The sequence below is a fragment of the Paracoccus marinus genome, assembly GCF_007018965.1.
GTDB classification, from domain to species: domain Bacteria; phylum Pseudomonadota; class Alphaproteobacteria; order Rhodobacterales; family Rhodobacteraceae; genus Paracoccus; species Paracoccus marinus.
This window is the reverse complement of the sequence record NZ_VJYZ01000004.1, coordinates 50,589-67,302: the sequence shown is the minus strand read 5'-3', so window position 1 is coordinate 67,302 and position 16,714 is coordinate 50,589. Positions and strand designations below refer to the sequence as shown.

General features: G+C 68.4%; 16 protein-coding genes and 1 tRNA gene. 5 read left to right on the top strand and 12 right to left on the bottom strand.

Features of this window, described 5'->3' with window-relative positions:
- Positions 1-36: 36 nt before the first annotated feature.
- The 5 genes from FNF32_RS01035 to pyrC all read right to left on the bottom strand — a co-directional run bounded on the left by FNF32_RS01035 (position 37) and on the right by pyrC (position 4,962).
- A complete protein-coding gene (locus FNF32_RS01035) occupies positions 37-1,269 on the bottom strand; it encodes a multidrug effflux MFS transporter (protein WP_246087623.1) in 1,233 nt (410 codons plus the stop codon).
- The gene (locus FNF32_RS01030) at positions 1,247-1,600 is read right to left on the bottom strand and encodes a DMT family protein (RefSeq protein ID WP_131672802.1); all 354 of its coding nucleotides are present in this window, start codon (positions 1,598-1,600) and stop codon (positions 1,247-1,249) included. The genes FNF32_RS01035 and FNF32_RS01030 overlap by 23 nt, the downstream gene beginning before the upstream one ends.
- Before the next feature lie 8 nt (positions 1,601-1,608).
- Positions 1,609-3,111 carry a replicative DNA helicase gene (locus FNF32_RS01025; protein WP_131672803.1) on the bottom strand — a complete coding sequence of 501 codons (1,503 nt, stop codon included), beginning with the start codon at positions 3,109-3,111 and terminating at the stop codon, positions 1,609-1,611.
- Positions 3,112-3,250: 139 nt separating this feature from the next.
- Positions 3,251-3,922 carry an orotate phosphoribosyltransferase gene (locus tag FNF32_RS01020; protein ID WP_131672804.1) on the bottom strand — a complete coding sequence of 224 codons (672 nt, stop codon included), beginning with the start codon at positions 3,920-3,922 and terminating at the stop codon, positions 3,251-3,253.
- Entirely contained in the window at positions 3,919-4,962 is a 1,044-nt protein-coding gene (pyrC, locus tag FNF32_RS01015; RefSeq protein WP_131672805.1) for a dihydroorotase, read from the bottom strand. Before pyrC ends, FNF32_RS01020 begins: the two co-directional genes overlap by 4 nt.
- Positions 4,963-5,110: 148 nt before the next feature.
- On the opposite strand from pyrC, the gene FNF32_RS01010 reads away from it, so the two are divergent.
- Positions 5,111-5,416, top strand: a complete 306-nt coding sequence (locus FNF32_RS01010; RefSeq protein ID WP_131672806.1) for an antibiotic ABC transporter — start codon at positions 5,111-5,113, stop codon at positions 5,414-5,416.
- Between the two features lie 73 nt (positions 5,417-5,489).
- Here the strand turns inward: FNF32_RS01010 and gap are convergent, their stop codons facing one another.
- From gap to purB, 4 genes are all read right to left on the bottom strand, one after another.
- Positions 5,490-6,509, bottom strand: coding sequence for a type I glyceraldehyde-3-phosphate dehydrogenase (gap, locus tag FNF32_RS01005; protein WP_131672807.1), 1,020 nt, complete (start codon positions 6,507-6,509; stop codon positions 5,490-5,492).
- A gap of 166 nt (positions 6,510-6,675) precedes the next feature.
- Positions 6,676-6,819: a hypothetical protein gene (locus tag FNF32_RS15220; RefSeq protein WP_185961810.1), complete on the bottom strand. Its 144-nt coding sequence runs from the start codon at positions 6,817-6,819 to the stop codon at positions 6,676-6,678.
- A gap of 204 nt (positions 6,820-7,023) precedes the next feature.
- Positions 7,024-8,163 (bottom strand): FliG C-terminal domain-containing protein, encoded by a 1,140-nt coding sequence (locus tag FNF32_RS01000; protein ID WP_342778006.1) that lies wholly within the window; start codon positions 8,161-8,163, stop codon positions 7,024-7,026.
- Between the two features lie 58 nt (positions 8,164-8,221).
- Positions 8,222-9,538: an adenylosuccinate lyase gene (gene purB, locus FNF32_RS00995; protein WP_131672808.1), complete on the bottom strand. Its 1,317-nt coding sequence runs from the start codon at positions 9,536-9,538 to the stop codon at positions 8,222-8,224.
- A gap of 153 nt (positions 9,539-9,691) precedes the next feature.
- On the opposite strand from purB, the gene FNF32_RS00990 reads away from it, so the two are divergent.
- Positions 9,692-10,291, top strand: a complete 600-nt coding sequence (locus FNF32_RS00990; RefSeq protein WP_131672809.1) for an NAD(P)H-dependent oxidoreductase — start codon at positions 9,692-9,694, stop codon at positions 10,289-10,291.
- A 76-nt stretch (positions 10,292-10,367) separates the two neighbouring features.
- Here the strand turns inward: FNF32_RS00990 and glnA are convergent, their stop codons facing one another.
- Together glnA and FNF32_RS00980 are read right to left on the bottom strand one after the other, a co-directional pair.
- Positions 10,368-11,774: a type I glutamate--ammonia ligase gene (gene glnA, locus FNF32_RS00985; protein WP_131672810.1), complete on the bottom strand. Its 1,407-nt coding sequence runs from the start codon at positions 11,772-11,774 to the stop codon at positions 10,368-10,370.
- Positions 11,775-11,842: 68 nt separating this feature from the next.
- Positions 11,843-12,181 (bottom strand): P-II family nitrogen regulator, encoded by a 339-nt coding sequence (locus tag FNF32_RS00980; protein WP_131672811.1) that lies wholly within the window; start codon positions 12,179-12,181, stop codon positions 11,843-11,845.
- 198 nt (positions 12,182-12,379) lie between these two features.
- Here FNF32_RS00980 and FNF32_RS00975 point away from each other — a divergent pair, with 198 nt between their 5' ends.
- From FNF32_RS00975 to tig, 3 genes are all read left to right on the top strand, one after another.
- Positions 12,380-13,879 carry an NAD(P)H-hydrate dehydratase gene (locus tag FNF32_RS00975; RefSeq protein WP_246087622.1) on the top strand — a complete coding sequence of 500 codons (1,500 nt, stop codon included), beginning with the start codon at positions 12,380-12,382 and terminating at the stop codon, positions 13,877-13,879.
- Positions 13,880-13,968: 89 nt separating this feature from the next.
- Positions 13,969-14,053 (top strand) — tRNA-Leu (locus tag FNF32_RS00970).
- A gap of 20 nt (positions 14,054-14,073) precedes the next feature.
- The gene (tig, locus tag FNF32_RS00965; protein ID WP_131672812.1) at positions 14,074-15,408 is read left to right on the top strand and encodes a trigger factor; all 1,335 of its coding nucleotides are present in this window, start codon (positions 14,074-14,076) and stop codon (positions 15,406-15,408) included.
- A 60-nt stretch (positions 15,409-15,468) separates the two neighbouring features.
- Here tig and FNF32_RS00960 read toward each other — a convergent pair whose 3' ends face one another.
- The gene (locus tag FNF32_RS00960) at positions 15,469-16,620 is read right to left on the bottom strand and encodes a YihY/virulence factor BrkB family protein (RefSeq protein WP_131672813.1); all 1,152 of its coding nucleotides are present in this window, start codon (positions 16,618-16,620) and stop codon (positions 15,469-15,471) included.
- Positions 16,621-16,714 lie beyond the last annotated feature (94 nt).

Here is a 16,714-nt window from a genome sequence, read left to right as displayed (position 1 = left end):
GGCCGTTCGCGGCACAGGGACGCGGGATCTCGCCGGTCAGTCGGCGGACAATCGCCGACCGCCGGCGGGCTCGCGGGGCGACCGCATGATCGCCGCGATCGAGACCAGCGATCCCACCGCAGACGCCAGCATGATGACCAAAAGCGGCAGCGCCCCCGCGCCGGGCACCAGGAACACGCCCGCGATGGCCGACAGCCCCGCGCCGCCCGCCAGCGCCATCGCGCCGCCCAGGCCGCTGGCGGTGCCGGCGAGATGCGGAACGACGCCCATCATGCCCGCCGCGCTGTTGGGAAGCACCATGCCGTTCCCCATCCCCATTACCGCGATCGCGCCGAAGAACACGAGGGGGCGGTGGATACCCGCCAGATCGCCCACCGTCGCCACCGCAAGCACCAGCGCGGTCAGGACCGCACCGGCAAGGATCATGTTGTTCGTCCCCACCTTCACCGACAGGCGCCCGGCTAGGAAGTTGCCCAGCATGTAGCCGATCGACGGCGCCGCGAACCAGTAGCCGACCTCGGCCGGGCTCATGTGGAACACCTGCTCGCCCACAAAGGGCGCGCCGCCCACATAGGCGAAGAACGCGCCCGACGCGAAGGTCATGGCCAGCGCGTAGCCCCAGAACCGGCCCGACCGCGCCAGCACGGGGTAATTGGCGACCTGGGTCCGCAGGCTGGTGCCGCCGCCCGCCGCCGTCTCGCCCATGTCGGCGTAGGTCAGCCACAGCATTCCCGCGCCCGCCGCGCCCAGAACCACGAACACCGCGCGCCAGCCCGCCGCCTCGTCGATGAGACCGCCGAGGATCGGGGCGATCATCGGCACGACCGACATGCCCATCGTCACGTATCCGATCCGGCTGGCTGCCGCGTCGCCCGCCACCATGTCGCGCACGACCGCGCGCGACAGCGCAAGCCCCGTCGCCACCGCCGCCTGCGCCATGCGGAACACCAGGAACCACCCGGCGGTCGGCGCCGCGATCGTCCCCACGGTCGCGGCGACGAAGATCGCGAGCGCGCCCAGCATCACCGGCCGCCGGCCCCAGCGGTCGCTCAGCGGGCCGACCAGCAGCTGCACGATGGCCGAGGCGACCAGATAGGCCGACACCGACAGCTGCATGGTGCCGTAATCCACGCCGAAATCCCGCGCCATGCCGGGAAGCGACGGCAGGAACACGTTCATGCTGAGCGCGCCGATCCCCGACAGCAGGATCAGCGTAAGGGTATGCGGCGGGGTGCGGGCCGCGCCGCTAGTTCCAGTCGTGAAAGACAAACCAGGCCCCAAGACAGATGAGCGAAAAGCCGACCGCGTGCTGCCAGCCCAGCCGCTCGCCAAGGTAGAACCACGAGAACCCGGCGAAGATGGTCAGGCTGATGACCTCCTGGATCGTTTTAAGCTGCGCTGCGCTGAAATGGCCGTAGCCGATCCGGTTGGCGGGCACCTGCATGATGTATTCTAAAAGCGCGATCCCCCAGCTGACGGCGATCACCGTGATAAGCGGCGCGGACTTGAACTTGAGATGGCCGTACCACGCCACCGTCATGAACAGGTTGGACAGGATCAAAAGGCCGATGGTCGTGACCGGGACCGGAACCGGCGGCATGGCGCGGATCAGCCCCAACCCTGGGTGTGGTGGGTTTCCAGGTTGCCGAAGCGGGTGAAGCGCCCCTCGAAGCTCAGCTCGACCGTCCCGATCGGGCCGTGTCGCTGCTTGCCCAGGATCACCTCGGCCTTGCCGTGGCAGGCTTCCATGACCTGCTGCCAGGCGGCCATCTTGTCCAGCTCGTGGTCGGCGGGCTTTTCGCGTTCCTTGTAGTATTCCTCGCGGAACACGAACATCACGATGTCGGCGTCCTGTTCGATCGAGCCGGATTCGCGCAGGTCGGACAGCTGCGGGCGCTTGTCCTCGCGGCTTTCGACCTGGCGCGACAGCTGCGACAGGGCGATGACCGGGATGTTGAGCTCCTTAGCGACGGCCTTCAGCCCCTGGGTGATTTCCGACACCTCGTTCACGCGGCTGTCCTTGGCGGACGCGGCGCGCAGAAGCTGCAGGTAGTCCACGATCAGCAGGTCCAGCCCCCGCGTCCGCTTCAGCTTCCTTGCCCGGGCGGCAAGCTGGTTGATCGGCAGCGCGGGCGTGTCGTCGATATACAGCGGGCAGTTCTGCAGGTCGTGGGCGGCGGTGACGAAGCGGCGGAACTCCTCTTCCGTCATGTCGCCGCGGCGGATCAGTTCGCTGGGCACTTCGGACGCTTCCGACAGGATCCGCGCGGCCAGCTGCTCGGCCGACATCTCGAGCGAGAAGAAGCCGACGACGCCACCGTCCACGGTGCCGTGGGTGCCATCGGGCAGTTCGCCCATGCGGTGGGCGCGGGCGATGTTGAAGGCGATGTTGGTGGCAAGCGAGGTCTTTCCCATCGACGGGCGCCCGGCCAGGATGATGAGGTCCGAGTTGTTGAGCCCGCCCATCTTCTGGTCGAGGTCCTTGAGCCCGGTCGAGATCCCCGACAGCTTGCCGCCGCGCTGGAACGCCGCGTTCGCGGTGTGAAGCGCGCCGGTCACCGCCTGCAGGAACGACTGGAAGCCGCGTTCGGCCACGCCCTGTTCGGCCAGCTTGTACAGCGTCTGCTCGGCCGCCTTGATCTGGTCCTCGGCGTTCTCGTGCACGGCGACGGTGGCCGCGCGGGCCGAGATGTCGTTGCCCAGCCCGATCAGTTCGCGGCGCAGCGCGAATTCGCGGATCATCTGCGCGTAATCGCGCGCGGCATAGGACGACACCGCCGCGCCTGCGAGCCGCGCGAGATAGGGTGGCCCGCCCAGTTCCTTCAGCCCCGCGTCCTGTTCCATGAACGCCTTGATCGTCACCGGGCTCGCCAGCGCGTTCCGGGTGATGCGCTCGGCGCAAAGTTCGTAGATGCGGCGGTGGACCGGGTCGAAGAAATGCTCGGCCTTGATGATCCGGGTGATCGAATCGAACACGTCGTTGTTGGTCAGGAGCGCGCCCAGAAGCTGCTGCTCCGCCTCGATCGAGAACGGGATGGAAGGCGTGTCGGCATCGTCACCCTGCGCCGCCTGCAGGGCGGGGCGGGGGGCGAGCGCGCGAAGCTCGGTCATGGGCACGGGTCCGATTCTGGTCTGGCGGCGACTATCTCACGCGGGCGGGGGCGGGGTCCATCTGGATAAGCTGTGGATAACCCGCGATGCGCCAGCCGCCGCCGATGCCGTGGTCAGGCGGTCAGGTGTGAGGCGGGGTTCAGGGATGCGCCGCCTGCCAGGCGCGGGGGTCGGTCAGGAACAGCTCCACCTCGGCCAGCGTCGCGTCGTCGAAGCTGCCCTGCGCGCGCGCCTCGGCCAGCACGTCCCACCAGGTGCAGAGATGATGCAGCCGGACGCCGTGGTCGGCCAGGCGCTGGATCGTGTCGGGGAAGATGCCGTAGTAAAACACCACCGCCGTGTCGGCGCAGGTGGCGCCCGTGTCGCGGATCGCGTCCACGAAGCTCAGCTTGCTGCCGCCGTCCGTCGTCAGATCCTCGACCAGCAGCACCCGCTGGCCTTCGGTCATCGCGCCCTCGATCCGGGCGTTGCGGCCGTAGCCCTTGGGCTTCTTGCGGACATAGGTCATCGGCAGGCCCATCCGTTCGGCCATGAAGGCGGCGAAGGGGATGCCCGCCGTCTCGCCGCCCGCGACGTTGTCGAACGCCTCGAATCCTGCGTCCCGCATGACGGTGGCGGCAAGGAAATCCATCAGCGTGCCCCGGATGCGCGGGTACGAGATAAGCTTGCGGCAGTCGATATAGGTCGGCCCCTTCAGGCCCGAGGCGTAGGTGTAGGGTTCGGCCGCGTTGAAGTGGACGGCCCCGATCTCCAGCAGCATCCGGGCGGTCAGGCGGGCGATTTCCTCGGCCGGGGGGAAGGGAAGCGTCATGCGTCGTCCTCGACATGCCAGTGGATCGGAAAGCCGGGCTCGAAGACGGTGACGGTTTCGTCGCCGGCGGTGATGTGGGTGGGCGCGCTCACGGGTTGGTCGCGGCGGGTGAGCGTGATCCGGCCCTCGGCCGGCGGCAGGCCGTAGAAGGCGGCGCCGTTCAGGCTGACGAAGCCTTCCAGCCGGTCCAGCGCGCCCTCGTCCTGGAACACCTGCGCGACGATCGGCAGCCAGTTCGGCGCGGTGAAGCAGCCCGCGCAGCCGCAGGCGCTTTCCTTGGCGCGGTCGGGGTGCGGGGCGCTGTCGGTGCCGGAAAAGAAGCGCGGATCGCCGCTGGTGGCCGCCCGCCGCAGCGCAAGGCGGTGGCTTTCGCGCTTGGCGACCGGCAGGCAGTAGTAATGCGGCCGGATCCCGCCGACCAGCAGGTGGTTGCGGTTGATGACGAGGTGGTGGGTCGTGATCGTGGCGCCGATGCCGTCGTTGCCGCTGACGTAATCGACGCCGTCGCTGGTGGTCACGTGCTCCATGATGACGCGCAGCCCCGGCGTCGCCCGGCGCACCGGGTCCAGAACGCGGTCGATGAAGACCGCCTCGCGGTCGAAGATGTCGATCCCGGGGTCGGTGACCTCGCCGTGGACGCAGAGCGGAATGCCCGCCTCGGCCATTGCGTCCAGTACCGGGCGCACGCGGTCGAAATCGCGCACCCCGCTGGCGGAGTTCGTGGTGGCCCCGGCGGGATACAGCTTGACCGCCGCGATGATGCCGGCGCGGTGCGCGGCCACGACATCGGCGGGATCGGTCGCCTCGGTCAGGTACAGCGTCATCAGCGGCGTCAGCGTGGCACCCGCGGGCAGCGCCGCGCGGATGCGGTCGCGGTAGGCTGCGGCATCGGCGCCGGTCACCACCGGCGGGACCAGGTTCGGCATGATGATCGCGCGGCCCAGCCGGGCGGACGCGGGCGCAACGGCCGCCAGCATCGCGCCGTCGCGCAGGTGCAGGTGCCAGTCGTCGGGACGGCGGAGCGTAAGCTTTTCGTTCATGCGACGGGTCTATAGTCGCAAGCGGCGCGTTCACCAAGACGGGATCGGACGTGACGCCGGACGTAACGGCATTTCACCCGGCGGTGGTTGGAATTGCTGCGCTGCAGCATGATTATCGTCGATTGCGCCCGTGGCGAAAGGATGAACGATGACGAACGCAGCTTTCGACCCGATGTTCGGCCTGCGACTGTGGGCCGACATGGCCCGCATGGGGATGGAATCGCAATTCGTGATGGGGATGCGCGTGGCCGGGATGATGGGGCTGATGCCCCACGCCGCGGCCGAGAACGCGCGCATGGTGACCGAAAAAGGGGACGCCGCGACCGAATCGATCGGCGCGGCGCTGGCCCAGGTCGCGCGCGGCGCGCGGCCCGACCAGATCATGGCGGCGGCGCTGAAACCCTATGGACGGCGGACCCGCGCGAACGCGCTGCGGCTTTACCGCGCCGTCTGAGGCGCGGGCAGGGCCCATGAAAAAGGCCCGGCGCGATGCCGGGCCTTTCGTCGTCCTGCGACCGGGTGTCCGGTCAGATCAGCTTGCCGATGGCGACGGCGGTGTCGGCCATGCGGTTCGAGAAGCCCCATTCGTTGTCGTACCACGACAGGATGCGGACCATGCGGCTTTCCATGACCTTGGTCTGGTCCATGTGGAACACCGACGAATGCGGATCGTGGTTGAAGTCCGACGAGACGAGCTTTTCGTCGGTATAGCCGAGGATGCTCTTGAGCTTGCCGTCGGCGGCCGAGCGGATCGCGTCGTTGATTTCCTCGACCGAGGTGTCGCGCGCGGCCTCGAACACCAGGTCCACGACCGAGACGTTCGGCGTGGGAACGCGGATCGACACGCCGTCGAGCTTGCCCTTGAGGTCGGGCAGCACCAGCCCCACCGCCTTGGCCGCGCCGGTCGAGGTCGGGATCATCGACAGCGCCGCGGCGCGGGCGCGGTACAGGTCCTTGTGCATCGTGTCCAGCGTCGGCTGGTCGCCGGTGTAGCTGTGGATCGTGGTCATGAAGCCGCGGCTGATGCCCACGGCCTGGTGCAGGACATGCGCGACCGGGGCAAGGCAGTTCGTCGTGCAGGACGCGTTCGAGACGACGTGATCCTCGGCTTCCAGGGTGTCGTGGTTCACGCCGTAGACGATGGTCTTGAGCGCGCGGTCGGTGCTCCACTCGCCCGAGACGGGGGCCGAGACGAGGACCCGTTTGGACCCGTTCTTGAGATGGATGGCGGCCTTCGCGCCTTCGGTGAAGATGCCGGTGCATTCCAGCGCCACGTCCACGTCCTGCCAGGGCAGGGCGGCCGGGTCGCGCTCGGACGTGACGCGGATCGGGCCGCGGCCCGCGTCGATACTGTCGCCGGTGGTCGTCACGGTGCCCGGGAAGCGGCCGTGGACCGAATCGTAGCGCAGCAGGTGGGCGTTGGTTTCCACCGGGCCGAGATCGTTGATCGCGACCACCTCGATGTCGGTGCGGCCGGACTCGATGATCCCGCGCAGCACGTTCCGCCCGATCCGGCCGAAGCCGTTGATTGCAACCTTGACAGCCATCTTCATACTCCCGCTTGAAACTCGCCCGTTCCTTGCCGGAAAGCAGCGGCGACTGCAATTCTGTGAGCGCTACCGGCCGGCAAACGGTCTCGTGTCCGGGGTTGCGGCGGGGCGGTGGGGGTGATCGGCCTGCGCGACGGGGTGGGGCTTGTCCGCGGATGCGGCGTCAGCGCCAGAAGCTCAGCCACTCGACGAACTGCGCGAAGCCGCGCGCGGCCTGCAGGGGCAGGTTCATGTGCAGCACGGTCGCGTCCAGAAGGAAAATGCCCGCGATCAGCACCACCAGCGCCACGGTGATCGAGTTGGTCATCGGCCCGTCCTCCGGTCGCCTTTGTCTGTTGCGCGTGAGCGCGAAGCCCAGCAGCGCGCGTGTCTTCCCTTACCGCTCGCGGATATCCAAGGCGCCCCTGTCGGGCAAGGGCGGGATCGCACGCCTGAGCCGATGGGCGCCACGTCGCGCCGCTTCGCCTGTCGGCGCGGGGACCGGCTGACGCATCAAGGCCGCCTGCCACCGTCACGCCGCCGCCGGCTTCGCGTCGTCTGCACCCCCCGCCGCGCCTCCCGCGTCGTCATCGTCGGCTTCGGGGGCGATCAGGAACAGCTCGCCATCCGCCTCCATCCTGCGGATCGCGGCCACCACCTCGTTCATCGCCTCTTCGGCATCCTTGGCCGCGACCTTGCCCGCCGTCCCGATCTCCTCGCGCATCGTCTCGGCCATGCGCGACGACAGCCCGGCAAGCAGAAACTCCACCGTCGCCGCGTTCTCGCCGTGCGAACCCGCCATCGCCTTGGTGACGGCCCCCGCCTCGGCCGCGCGCATGATCCGCGGCACGTCGCGCGGGTCGATCCGGCGCGGGATGTTGGCCCAGGTGAAGATCGCGCGCCGCACCTCGCCCGCAAAGGCGGCGTCGTCCTGGTCGAGCCCCGCCAGCACCGTGTCGCGGGTGGCCGAGGGCGAATGGTTCAGGATCGCGCCCACGCGTTCCACCGGCGCCTGGTCGATCGCGGGCTGGGGCAGGGCGTCCATCGTCCGCATCATCGCAAGGCCGATCCGGCGCAGTGCGGGCGCCTCGATCGCGCCGGTCATCGACATCGCATAGGCGATCCGGCGGCTGAGTTCGGGATCGAGCAGGCCGAACACCTCGGCCGCGCGGGCGACCGGCAGGCGCTGGAACATCACCGCCGCGATCTCGATCGCTTCGGCGCGGGCGAGGTCGGCCAGCTGCGGCGCGGGCAGCGAGGCGATCCGATCCCACGGGTCGGATGCGCCCGACAGCGCCGCCATCCGGCGCAGGCGGCTCGTGGTGTCATGGGACAGATGCGCGCCCAGGATGTCGAGCGCGCCGTCGATGGTGCCGGGAAAGGCCAGCCCCACCGCTTCCAGCCGGTCGCAGAACTCGTCGACCACGGCGTCGCGCGTGTCGCGGTCGATCAGGTCCATCGATGCCATGTCCTGCGCCAGCCGGGCCTGCGCCTCGACCGGCAGCGACGACAGCTTGAGATCCGCCCCCTCGGCCAGCATCAGCCGCACGATCACCGCCGCCTTCTGGCGCGAGGTCAGCGCCGCCGCGACGCCGACCGGCACCGCCACCCCCGCGGCCATGCCCGCGGCCACCCCCGGCCCCATCCCTGCGGCCATTGTGTTCATCATCATCGACCCGCGCCCGATTCCCTGTCCCGGGCGACCATGGCAGGGCCGGATTAAGAACGGGTTAGCGGTCCCCCTCGGGGCCGAAGACGCGGGCGAAGATCGTGTCCACGTGCTTGGTGTGATAGCCAAGATCGAACTTGTCCTCGATCTCGGAGGGCGACAGCGCGGCCGTCACCTCGGCGTCGGCCAGCAGCTCGGTCTTGAAGTCCGCGCCCTGTTCCCAGACCTTCATCGCGTTGCGCTGGACCAGCCGATAGGCGTCCTCGCGGCTGACGCCTGCCTGCGTTAGCGCCAGCAGCACCCGCTGCGACATCACGAGGCCGCGAAACTTGTTCATGTTCTTCAGCATGTTGTCGGGATAGATCACCAGCTTGTCGATCACCCCGGCAAGGCGGTTCAGCGCGAAGTCCAGCGTGACCGTCGCGTCCGGGCCGATCCCGCGTTCGACCGAGGAATGGCTGATGTCGCGCTCGTGCCACAGCGCCACGTTTTCCATCGCGGGGACCACCGCCATGCGGACCAGCCGGGCAAGCCCGGTCAGGTTTTCCGTCAGCACCGGGTTGCGCTTGTGGGGCATGGCGCTGGACCCCTTCTGGCCGGGGCTGAAGAACTCCTCGGCCTCAAGCACCTCGGTGCGCTGCATGTGGCGGATCTCGATCGCGACGTTCTCGATCGAGCTGGCGATGACGCCCAGCGTGGCGAAGAACATCGCGTGGCGGTCGCGGGGGATGACCTGGGTGCTGATCGGCTCGGGGCGCAGGCCCAGCTTGTCGCAGACATGCGCCTCGACCGCGGGGTCGATGTTGGCGAAGGTGCCGACCGCGCCCGATATCGCGCCGGTCGCGACTTCCTCGCGCGCGGCGTCCAGCCGGCGGCGGTTGCGCGCCATCTCGGCGTAGAAGCGGGCGAAGGTCAGGCCCATCGTGGTGGGTTCGGCGTGGATGCCGTGGCTGCGGCCGATCCGCACGGTGTCCTTGTGCTCGTAGGCGCGGCGTTTCAGCGCGTCGAGCAGGCGGTCCATGTCGCCCAGCAGGATGTCGGCGGCGCGGACCAGCTGGATGTTCAGCGTGGTGTCCAGCACGTCCGACGAGGTCATGCCCTGGTGGACGAAGCGGGCCTGGTCGCTGCCGACATGCTCGGCCAAGTGGGTGAGAAAGGCGATCACGTCGTGCTTGGTCACCGCCTCGATCTCGTCGATGCGGGCCACGTCGAACTCGACGTCGCGCGCCTTCCACACCGTTTCGGCATTCTCGCGCGGGATCACGCCAAGGTCGGCCTGCGCGTCGCAGGCATGCGCCTCGATCTCGTACCAGATGCGGAACTTCGTCTCGGGCGACCAGATGGCCACCATCTCGGGGCGGGAATAGCGGGGGATCATGGCGGGCCTCGGGCTGCGGGGTGGGTCGGGGGTCGTTTAGGCCGGGGCGGGCAGGGGAGCAACCGGTGCGTCGTGCGAGGGCGCTTGCGGTGCCTTCTTGCGGCAGGGGGCTTTGACGGACGTAATCGCGCGGGACCGACCACGGGGGATTTCATGACGCGCTGCCTGATCGTCCTTGCCCATCCGCTGGACCGAAGCCTGTGCAGCTGGCTGACCGACCGGGCACAGGCTGCGGCCGAGGCGCGAGGCTGGGTCGTGGACCGGCTGGATCTTCATGCCGAACGGTTCGACCCCGTCCTGACCGCGGGCGAGCGGGCCGGCTACTACGGCCCGCCCGCTGCGGCGACGGGCGACCCCTTGGCGGCGCGGCTGGCCGAGGCTGACGTGCTGATCCTCGTCTTTCCGACCTGGTGGTTCGGGTTTCCCGCCATTCTCAAGGGATGGTTCGATCGCGTCTGGCGTCCCGGCGTGGCGTTCGACCACGCGCCGGATCTTGGCCGCATGATCCCGCGATTGCAGCGCCTGCAGCGCGTGATCGCGGTCACGACGATGGGCGCGCCGTGGTGGATCGACCGGCTGGTGATGGGCCGGCCGCTGCGGCGGGTCCTGAAACGGGCGATCGTCGGGCCTTGCGCGCCGGCGGCGAAGCTGGACTGGATCGTGCTTTACGGCGCCGAGACCGTGAGCGCCGGGCGGGCGGCATCCTTCGCGAACCGCGTCGATCGCCGGATCGCGGGCGCGGCCCTGCGCTGAGACGGCATCAGGCTGGCGCCGAAGATGATGGAAGCGCCCGCGAGGGGCGCTTCCGTCGGGTTGTGTGACGGCGGCCTCAGCAGCTGTAATACATCGCGTACTCGATCGGGTGCGGGGTGTGTTCAAAGGCGTACACCTCGTCCCACTTCAGCCGGATGTAGCTTTGCAGCTGGTCGCGGGTGAACACGTCGCCCTGCAGGAGGAAGTCCATGTCCTTCTCCAGCTCCTCCAGCGCCTCGCGCAACGAACCGCAGACGGTCGGGATCTCGGCCAGTTCTTCGGGCGGCAGGTCGTAAAGATCCTTGTCCGAGGCGGGGCCGGGGTCGATCTTGTTGCGGATGCCGTCGAGCCCGGCCATCAGCAGCGCCGCGAACGCCAGATAGGGGTTCGCCGCCGGGTCGGGGAAGCGGGCCTCGACGCGCTTGGCTTTCGGCGACTCGGTCCACGGGATGCGGACGCAGCCCGAGCGGTTGCGCGCCGAATAGGCCCGCAGCACCGGCGCCTCGAACCCCGGGATCAGCCGCTTGTAGCTGTTGGTCGAGGGGTTGGTGATGGCGTTCAGCGCCTTGGCGTGCTTCAGGATGCCGCCGATGAAATACAGCGCCTCCTGGCTGAGATCGGCGTATTTGTCGCCCGCGAACAGGGGCTTGCCGTCCTTCCAGATCGACATGTTGACGTGCATGCCCGAGCCGTTGTCGCCCTTCATCGGCTTCGGCATGAAGGTCGCCGACTTGCCGTAGGCGTGGGCCACGTTGTGGATCACGTACTTGTATTTCTGGATGTTGTCGGCCTGCTCGACCAGCCCGCCGAAGATCAGCCCCAGCTCGTGCTGGCCCGACGCCACCTCGTGGTGGTGCTTGTCGGTCCGCATCCCCATGCGCTTCATGGTAGTCAGCATCTCGCCGCGCAGGTCCTGGCCCGCGTCGATCGGGTTCACCGGAAAATAGCCGCCCTTGTGGGCCGCGCGGTGGCCGGTGTTGCCCATCTCGTATTCGGTGTCGGTGTTCCAGGCCGCATCGACGCTGTCGATCTGGAAGCTGACCTTCTGGGGCGAGACGGAATAGCGCACGTCGTCGAAGACGAAGAACTCGGCTTCCGGGCCGCAGTAGAACGCGTCGCCGATGCCGGTCGATTTCAGGTACGCCTCGGCCTTGGTCGCGGTGCCGCGCGGGTCGCGGTCATAGGGCTCGCCGGTGTCGGGCTCGACCACGTTGCAGTGCACGCACAGCGTCTTTTCGGCGTAGAACGGGTCCATGTAGGCCGAGGTCGGATCGGGCATCAGCTTCATGTCGGACTGGTCGATCGACTTCCACCCGGCGATGCTTGATCCATCGAACATGAAGCCTTCCTCGAAGAAGTCGTCGTCGATCAGGTCGACGTCCAGCGTCACGTGCTGCAGCTTGCCTTTCGGATCGGTGAAGCGGACATCGACATAGGCGACGTCTTCCGACTTCAGCAGATCCAGAACCTCGTTGACCGTCATGGTCTCTCCTTCCATCAGGCCGGTGTTCTACCGGCCAGTACCTGATATTTCGTTAAGCCCTACGGCGATCAGACGGCGTCGTCGCCCGTCTCGCCGGTGCGGATGCGGATCGCCTGCTCGACCGGCAGCACGAAGATCTTGCCGTCGCCGATCTTGTCGGTGCGGGCGGCGGCGATGATCGCCTCGACCGCAGCATCCACCTGGTCGTCGGGCAGCACCATCTCGATCTTCACCTTGGGCAGGAAATCGACGACGTATTCGGCGCCGCGATACAGTTCGGTGTGGCCCTTCTGGCGGCCGAAGCCCTTGACCTCGATCACCGACAGGCCCTGCACGCCGACCTCCTGCAGAGCCTCCTTCACGTCGTCCAGCTTGAACGGCTTGATGATCGCTTCGATCTTTTTCATCGCGGGCTCCGGGGTCGGGTTGCGTGGCGGTTGCGTTGTCATCGTGGTGCCGTTTTCGCGGGGCAGGGTAAACGCCAGCCCCGGAACATGGTGGCCAAGGTTTTCCCTGCTTGACGTAGTATGCCTATAATTTGGTCAGGATGCACAGTGATCATGCACGACCCGCGTTCCGCCAGACCCATCCTGTCAGTCGCCGAAATGCGAGAACGCGAATCCGGGTCGGGCATCGATCCGGCCGAACTGATGGAGCGGGCGGGGCGCGGCGTCGTGGCGGCGGTGCGGCGTGAGCGTCCTGACATCCCTTCCGCCGGGCAGACGGCGCTGGTCCTCTGCGGCCCGGGAAACAACGGCGGCGATGGTTATGTCGTGGCGCGGCTGCTGGCGGAGGCGGGGCTGGACGTGACCGTCGTGGCCTATGGCGACCCCGGCGCGCTGCCGGACCCCGCCGCGCAGGCGCACCGGGCCTGGGTCGCGGCGGGCGGCCGGGTCGCGCCCCTGCTGGACCATCAGCCCGACTGGGACCGGCCCCCGCCCGCGCTGCTGGTCGATGCGCTGTTCGGCGGCGGGCTGGACCGGCCGATGCCCGACGATCTGTCCGAGGCGCTGGTCACGATCGACGACCGCGCGCCCTATGCGCTGAGCTACCGGGTGTCGATCGACGCGCCCTCGGGGCTGAACCTCGACACCGGGCGGGTGATGTTCGCCACCGGGCGCGAACGCATCGTGCTCGAGTTCGACCTGACCGTGACCTTCGACGCGCTGCGGCCCGGGCATCTGCTGGCGTCCGGGCCGACCCTGTGTGGCAAGGTCGTGGTCGCAGAGCTGGGGATCGCGGCGCTGGCATGGGGCAAGACCTTCACGATCCCCGTGCCGTCGGATTTCGACCCCGTGCTGAGGCCTGGCGAGGCGCCCAACAAGTACGACCACGGCCACGTCCTCGTGCTGGCGGGCGGGCCGGGCAGGGGCGGGGCTGCGCGGCTGGCGGCGCGGGGGGCGCTGCGGGTGGGGGCGGGGCTCGTCACCGTTGCCTGCCCTTCGGACGCGCTGACCGAGAACGCGGCGCGGCTGGACGCGATCATGCTGCGGACGGTGGACGGGGCGGACGACCTGCGGGCGCTGCTGACGGACGCGCGGATCAACGTGCTGGTGCTTGGCCCGGGGCTCGGGCTCGAGCGGGCGCGCGAACTGGTGCCGGTCGCGCTGGCAAGCGGGCGGGCCTGCGTGCTGGACGCGGACGCGCTGACCGCGTTCGCGGACGATTCCGCTGCGCTGTTCGCGCAACTGAACCAGAACGTCGTCCTGACCCCGCATGGCGGCGAGTTCGCGCGGCTGTTCCCTGATCTGGCCGACCACCCCTCGGTGATCGAGGCGGCGCGGGAAGCCGGGCGGCGCTGCAACGCGACCGTGGTGCTAAAGGGGCCGGTCACGGTGATTTCCGGCGGCGGCACCGCGCATGTCCTTGCCAGCGGCACCGACCCCCGGACGCCGGCGATCCCCGGCATCCCGTGGCTCGCGACCGCCGGCAGCGGCGACGTGCTGGCCGGGATGATCGCCGGGCTCATCGCGCGGGGCGGGCGGGCCTGGACGTCGCCCCGGAAAGCCGTCTGGCTGCACGCGGAGGCGGCAAGGCGGTTCGGGCGGGGGCTGATCGCCGAGGACCTGCCCGACCTTTTGCCGGCGGTGTTCCGCGACCTGTAGGGGCGAAAGAATCCCCTCGCACGCCCCGCCCGGCTTTGCTAGAACGCCCCGGATTTGCCGGCGGGCCGTGGCCCGCCCGGCTTTGCATTGCGGGTGTGGCGAAACTGGTAGACGCACCAGATTTAGGTTCTGGCGCCGCAAGGCGTGGGGGTTCAAGTCCCTCCACCCGCACCAGGATGAACAAAGGATGGAAGATGCAGGTCAAGGAAACCCTGAACGAAGGTCTCAAGCGCGGCTACCAGTTCACGCTGCCCGCCGCCGATCTGGCGGCCGAGGTTGACCGCCAGCTGGCCGAGGCGCAGCCGAACGTCGAGATGAAGGGCTTCCGCAAGGGCAAGGTGCCGATGGCGCTGCTGAAAAAGCAGTACGGCCCCCGCGTCCTGGGTGATGCGATGCAGAAGTCGATCGACGATGCGATCCGCACCCATCTGGACGACACCAAGGCCCGTCCGGCGATGCAGCCGAAGGTCGAGATGGAAGGCGGCGAAAGCTGGAAGGAAGGCGACGACGTGGTCGTCAACATCAGCTACGAGAACCTGCCCGAGATTCCGGCGGCCGACCTGAGCGGCCTGACGCTGGAACGCCTGACCGTGCGCGCCGAGGATGCGGCCGTGACCGAGGCGCTGGAAAACCTGGCCAAGAATGCGCAGTCCTTCGACGACAAGGCCGAAGGCGAAGCGGCGGCCAACGGCGATCAGGTCACGATCGACTTCAAGGGTTTCGTCGACGGCGAGGCGTTCGAGGGCGGCGAGGCGCAGGCCTATCCGCTCGTTCTCGGCAGCGGCAGCTTCATCCCCGGCTTCGAGGAACAGTTGGTCGGCGCGAAGGCGGGCGACGCGGTCAAGGTCAACGTGACCTTCCCGGAAAACTACGGCGCCCCGAACCTCAAGGGCAAGGACGCGCTGTTCGAGACGACCGTCCATTCGGTCAAGTCGCCGAAGGCGGCCGAGCTTGACGACGAGCTGGCCAAGCGCTTCGGCGCCGACAGCCTGGACGCGCTGAAAGGCCAGATCCGCGACCGGCTGGAAGCCGAATACAAGGGCGCGAGCCGCGCGATCATGAAGCGCGCGCTGCTGGACCAGCTGGACGAGCGCGTGAAGTTCGACCTGCCGTCGTCGCTGGTGGATGCCGAGGCCGCGCAGATCGCGCACCAGCTTTACCACGAGGAACATCCCGACGATCACGGCCACGACCACGGCCATATCGAGGCGACGGACGAACACCGCACGCTCGCCGAGCGCCGCGTGCGCCTTGGCCTGCTGCTGGCCGAGATCGGCCAGAAGAACGACGTGACCATCTCGGACCAGGAAATGACCCAGGCGGTGCTGCAGCAGGCCCGCCAGTTCCCCGGCCAGGAAAAGGCGTTCTTCGAGTTCATCCAGCAGAACCCGCAGGCCCAGCAGCAACTGCGCGCCCCGATCTTCGAGGACAAGGTCGTGGACTACATTTTCGAGCAGGCCAACGTCACCGACCGCGACGTCACCAAGGAAGAGCTTGAGCAGGCGGTCGAGAAACTCGACGAGATCTGATCCGGGCCCTTGGCGCGGAACACGGGCCGTCCCCTTGGGGCGGCCCTTTTCATTGCTCCCTTACCGCTTTGCAGCCTCATGCGAGTCGATCTGCTTTTGCAGGTTCTTCTCGTCTTGCGGCTGAACGCCGTTCTCGATCTTGATCTGCCGCTCGACTTCCGAGTTCAGCTCGGCCCCGACCAGCACCACCACGGCCGACAGCCACAGCCACACCATCAGCACGATCGCGGCGCTGAGCGAGCCGTAGGTTTCGTTGTAGTTGCCGAAGTTCGCCGCGTACCACGAAAACAGGAGCGAGCCGAGGATCAGTCCGACCGCCGCCAGCAGCGCCCCGGGCGAGATCCACTGCCAGTTCGGGTCGTTCTTGCTGGGCCCGAAACGGTAAAGCACCGCGAGAGCCATCAGCAGCACGCCGAACAGGATCGGCCAGCGCACCACGTTGACCAGCGTTCCGGTAAGCGATCCCTCGTGCGTGACGAAGCCCACGACGGCGGGCAGCACGGTCACCGTCGCGATCATCAGGATGATGAGGATGATTGCTCCGATCGTCAGCGTCAGCGACAGCAGGTTCAGCGCGATGATGCCGCGCTTTTCGGTCTCGAACCAGGCGACGTTCAGGGCGCTGATCATCGCCTTCATGCCGCCGTTCGCGGTCCACAGCGCGAACAGGATGCTGACGATCCCCGCCAGCGTCAGCGCCGATCCGGGCGCCTGCACGATGGCCGCGATCTGGCCCGCGATCAGTTCGACCGCGCTTTCGGGCAGGATGCGGTTCAGCAGGACGATGCTGTCGACGATCGTGTTCTCGTCCGCGACCCAGCCGTAGATCGACACCAGCGCGGTGATCGCTGGAAACAGCGACAGCAGCCCGAAATAGGACACGCCGCCCGCGACCGAGGTCACGCGGTCGTTGGCGCTTTCGACCGCGGTCCGGCGCAGGACCTTGAACCAGCTTGACCGCCGCATGTGCCAGGGCGAGGCAGGGTCGCCCGGGCGGCGCGGCGGTCTGCCGGGTGTGTCGGGCGCGCTGGCCTTGCTGTCTGTACTGTCGGAGGTGCTGTCGCTTTGGGCCGGGGCGCGCCGATCCGGGCCGGTGACAGCTTCCGACGCGGGCGGGGTGCCGTGCCGTTCCCTCCAACCTTCGGGCAGTTTGCCGAACAGGGCGTCGATCACGCCGGGCGCGGGGGGGTGCGCGGGTCGGGGGGCGGGCATCCAAGGCGTCCTTTCAGGGCAGAACCCCCGCGCGAGACTGCGCGGGGGCAAGAAGGTCGTGGCCGCGCCGCGATGGCGGCGGGGTGCGTGGTCG

Bases quoted from the DNA above. Each gene is read 5' to 3' on its own strand.
- FNF32_RS01030 (WP_131672802.1), bottom strand. From the start codon at position 1,600: ATGCCGCCGGTTCCGGTCCCGGTCACGACCATCGGCCTTTTGATCCTG.
- FNF32_RS01025 (WP_131672803.1), bottom strand. From the start codon at position 3,111: ATGACCGAGCTTCGCGCGCTCGCCCCCCGCCCCGCCCTGCAGGCGGCG.
- FNF32_RS01020 (WP_131672804.1), bottom strand. From the start codon at position 3,922: ATGACGCTTCCCTTCCCCCCGGCCGAGGAAATCGCCCGCCTGACCGCC.
- pyrC (WP_131672805.1), bottom strand. From the start codon at position 4,962: ATGAACGAAAAGCTTACGCTCCGCCGTCCCGACGACTGGCACCTGCAC.
- FNF32_RS01010 (WP_131672806.1), top strand. From the start codon at position 5,111: ATGACGAACGCAGCTTTCGACCCGATGTTCGGCCTGCGACTGTGGGCC.
- gap (WP_131672807.1), bottom strand. From the start codon at position 6,509: ATGGCTGTCAAGGTTGCAATCAACGGCTTCGGCCGGATCGGGCGGAAC.
- FNF32_RS15220 (WP_185961810.1), bottom strand. From the start codon at position 6,819: ATGACCAACTCGATCACCGTGGCGCTGGTGGTGCTGATCGCGGGCATT.
- FNF32_RS01000 (WP_342778006.1), bottom strand. From the start codon at position 8,163: ATGATGATGAACACAATGGCCGCAGGGATGGGGCCGGGGGTGGCCGCG.
- purB (WP_131672808.1), bottom strand. From the start codon at position 9,538: ATGATCCCCCGCTATTCCCGCCCCGAGATGGTGGCCATCTGGTCGCCC.
- FNF32_RS00990 (WP_131672809.1), top strand. From the start codon at position 9,692: ATGACGCGCTGCCTGATCGTCCTTGCCCATCCGCTGGACCGAAGCCTG.
- glnA (WP_131672810.1), bottom strand. From the start codon at position 11,774: ATGACGGTCAACGAGGTTCTGGATCTGCTGAAGTCGGAAGACGTCGCC.
- FNF32_RS00980 (WP_131672811.1), bottom strand. From the start codon at position 12,181: ATGAAAAAGATCGAAGCGATCATCAAGCCGTTCAAGCTGGACGACGTG.
- FNF32_RS00975 (WP_246087622.1), top strand. From the start codon at position 12,380: ATGCGAGAACGCGAATCCGGGTCGGGCATCGATCCGGCCGAACTGATG.
- tig (WP_131672812.1), top strand. From the start codon at position 14,074: ATGCAGGTCAAGGAAACCCTGAACGAAGGTCTCAAGCGCGGCTACCAG.
- FNF32_RS00960 (WP_131672813.1), bottom strand. From the start codon at position 16,620: ATGCCCGCCCCCCGACCCGCGCACCCCCCCGCGCCCGGCGTGATCGAC.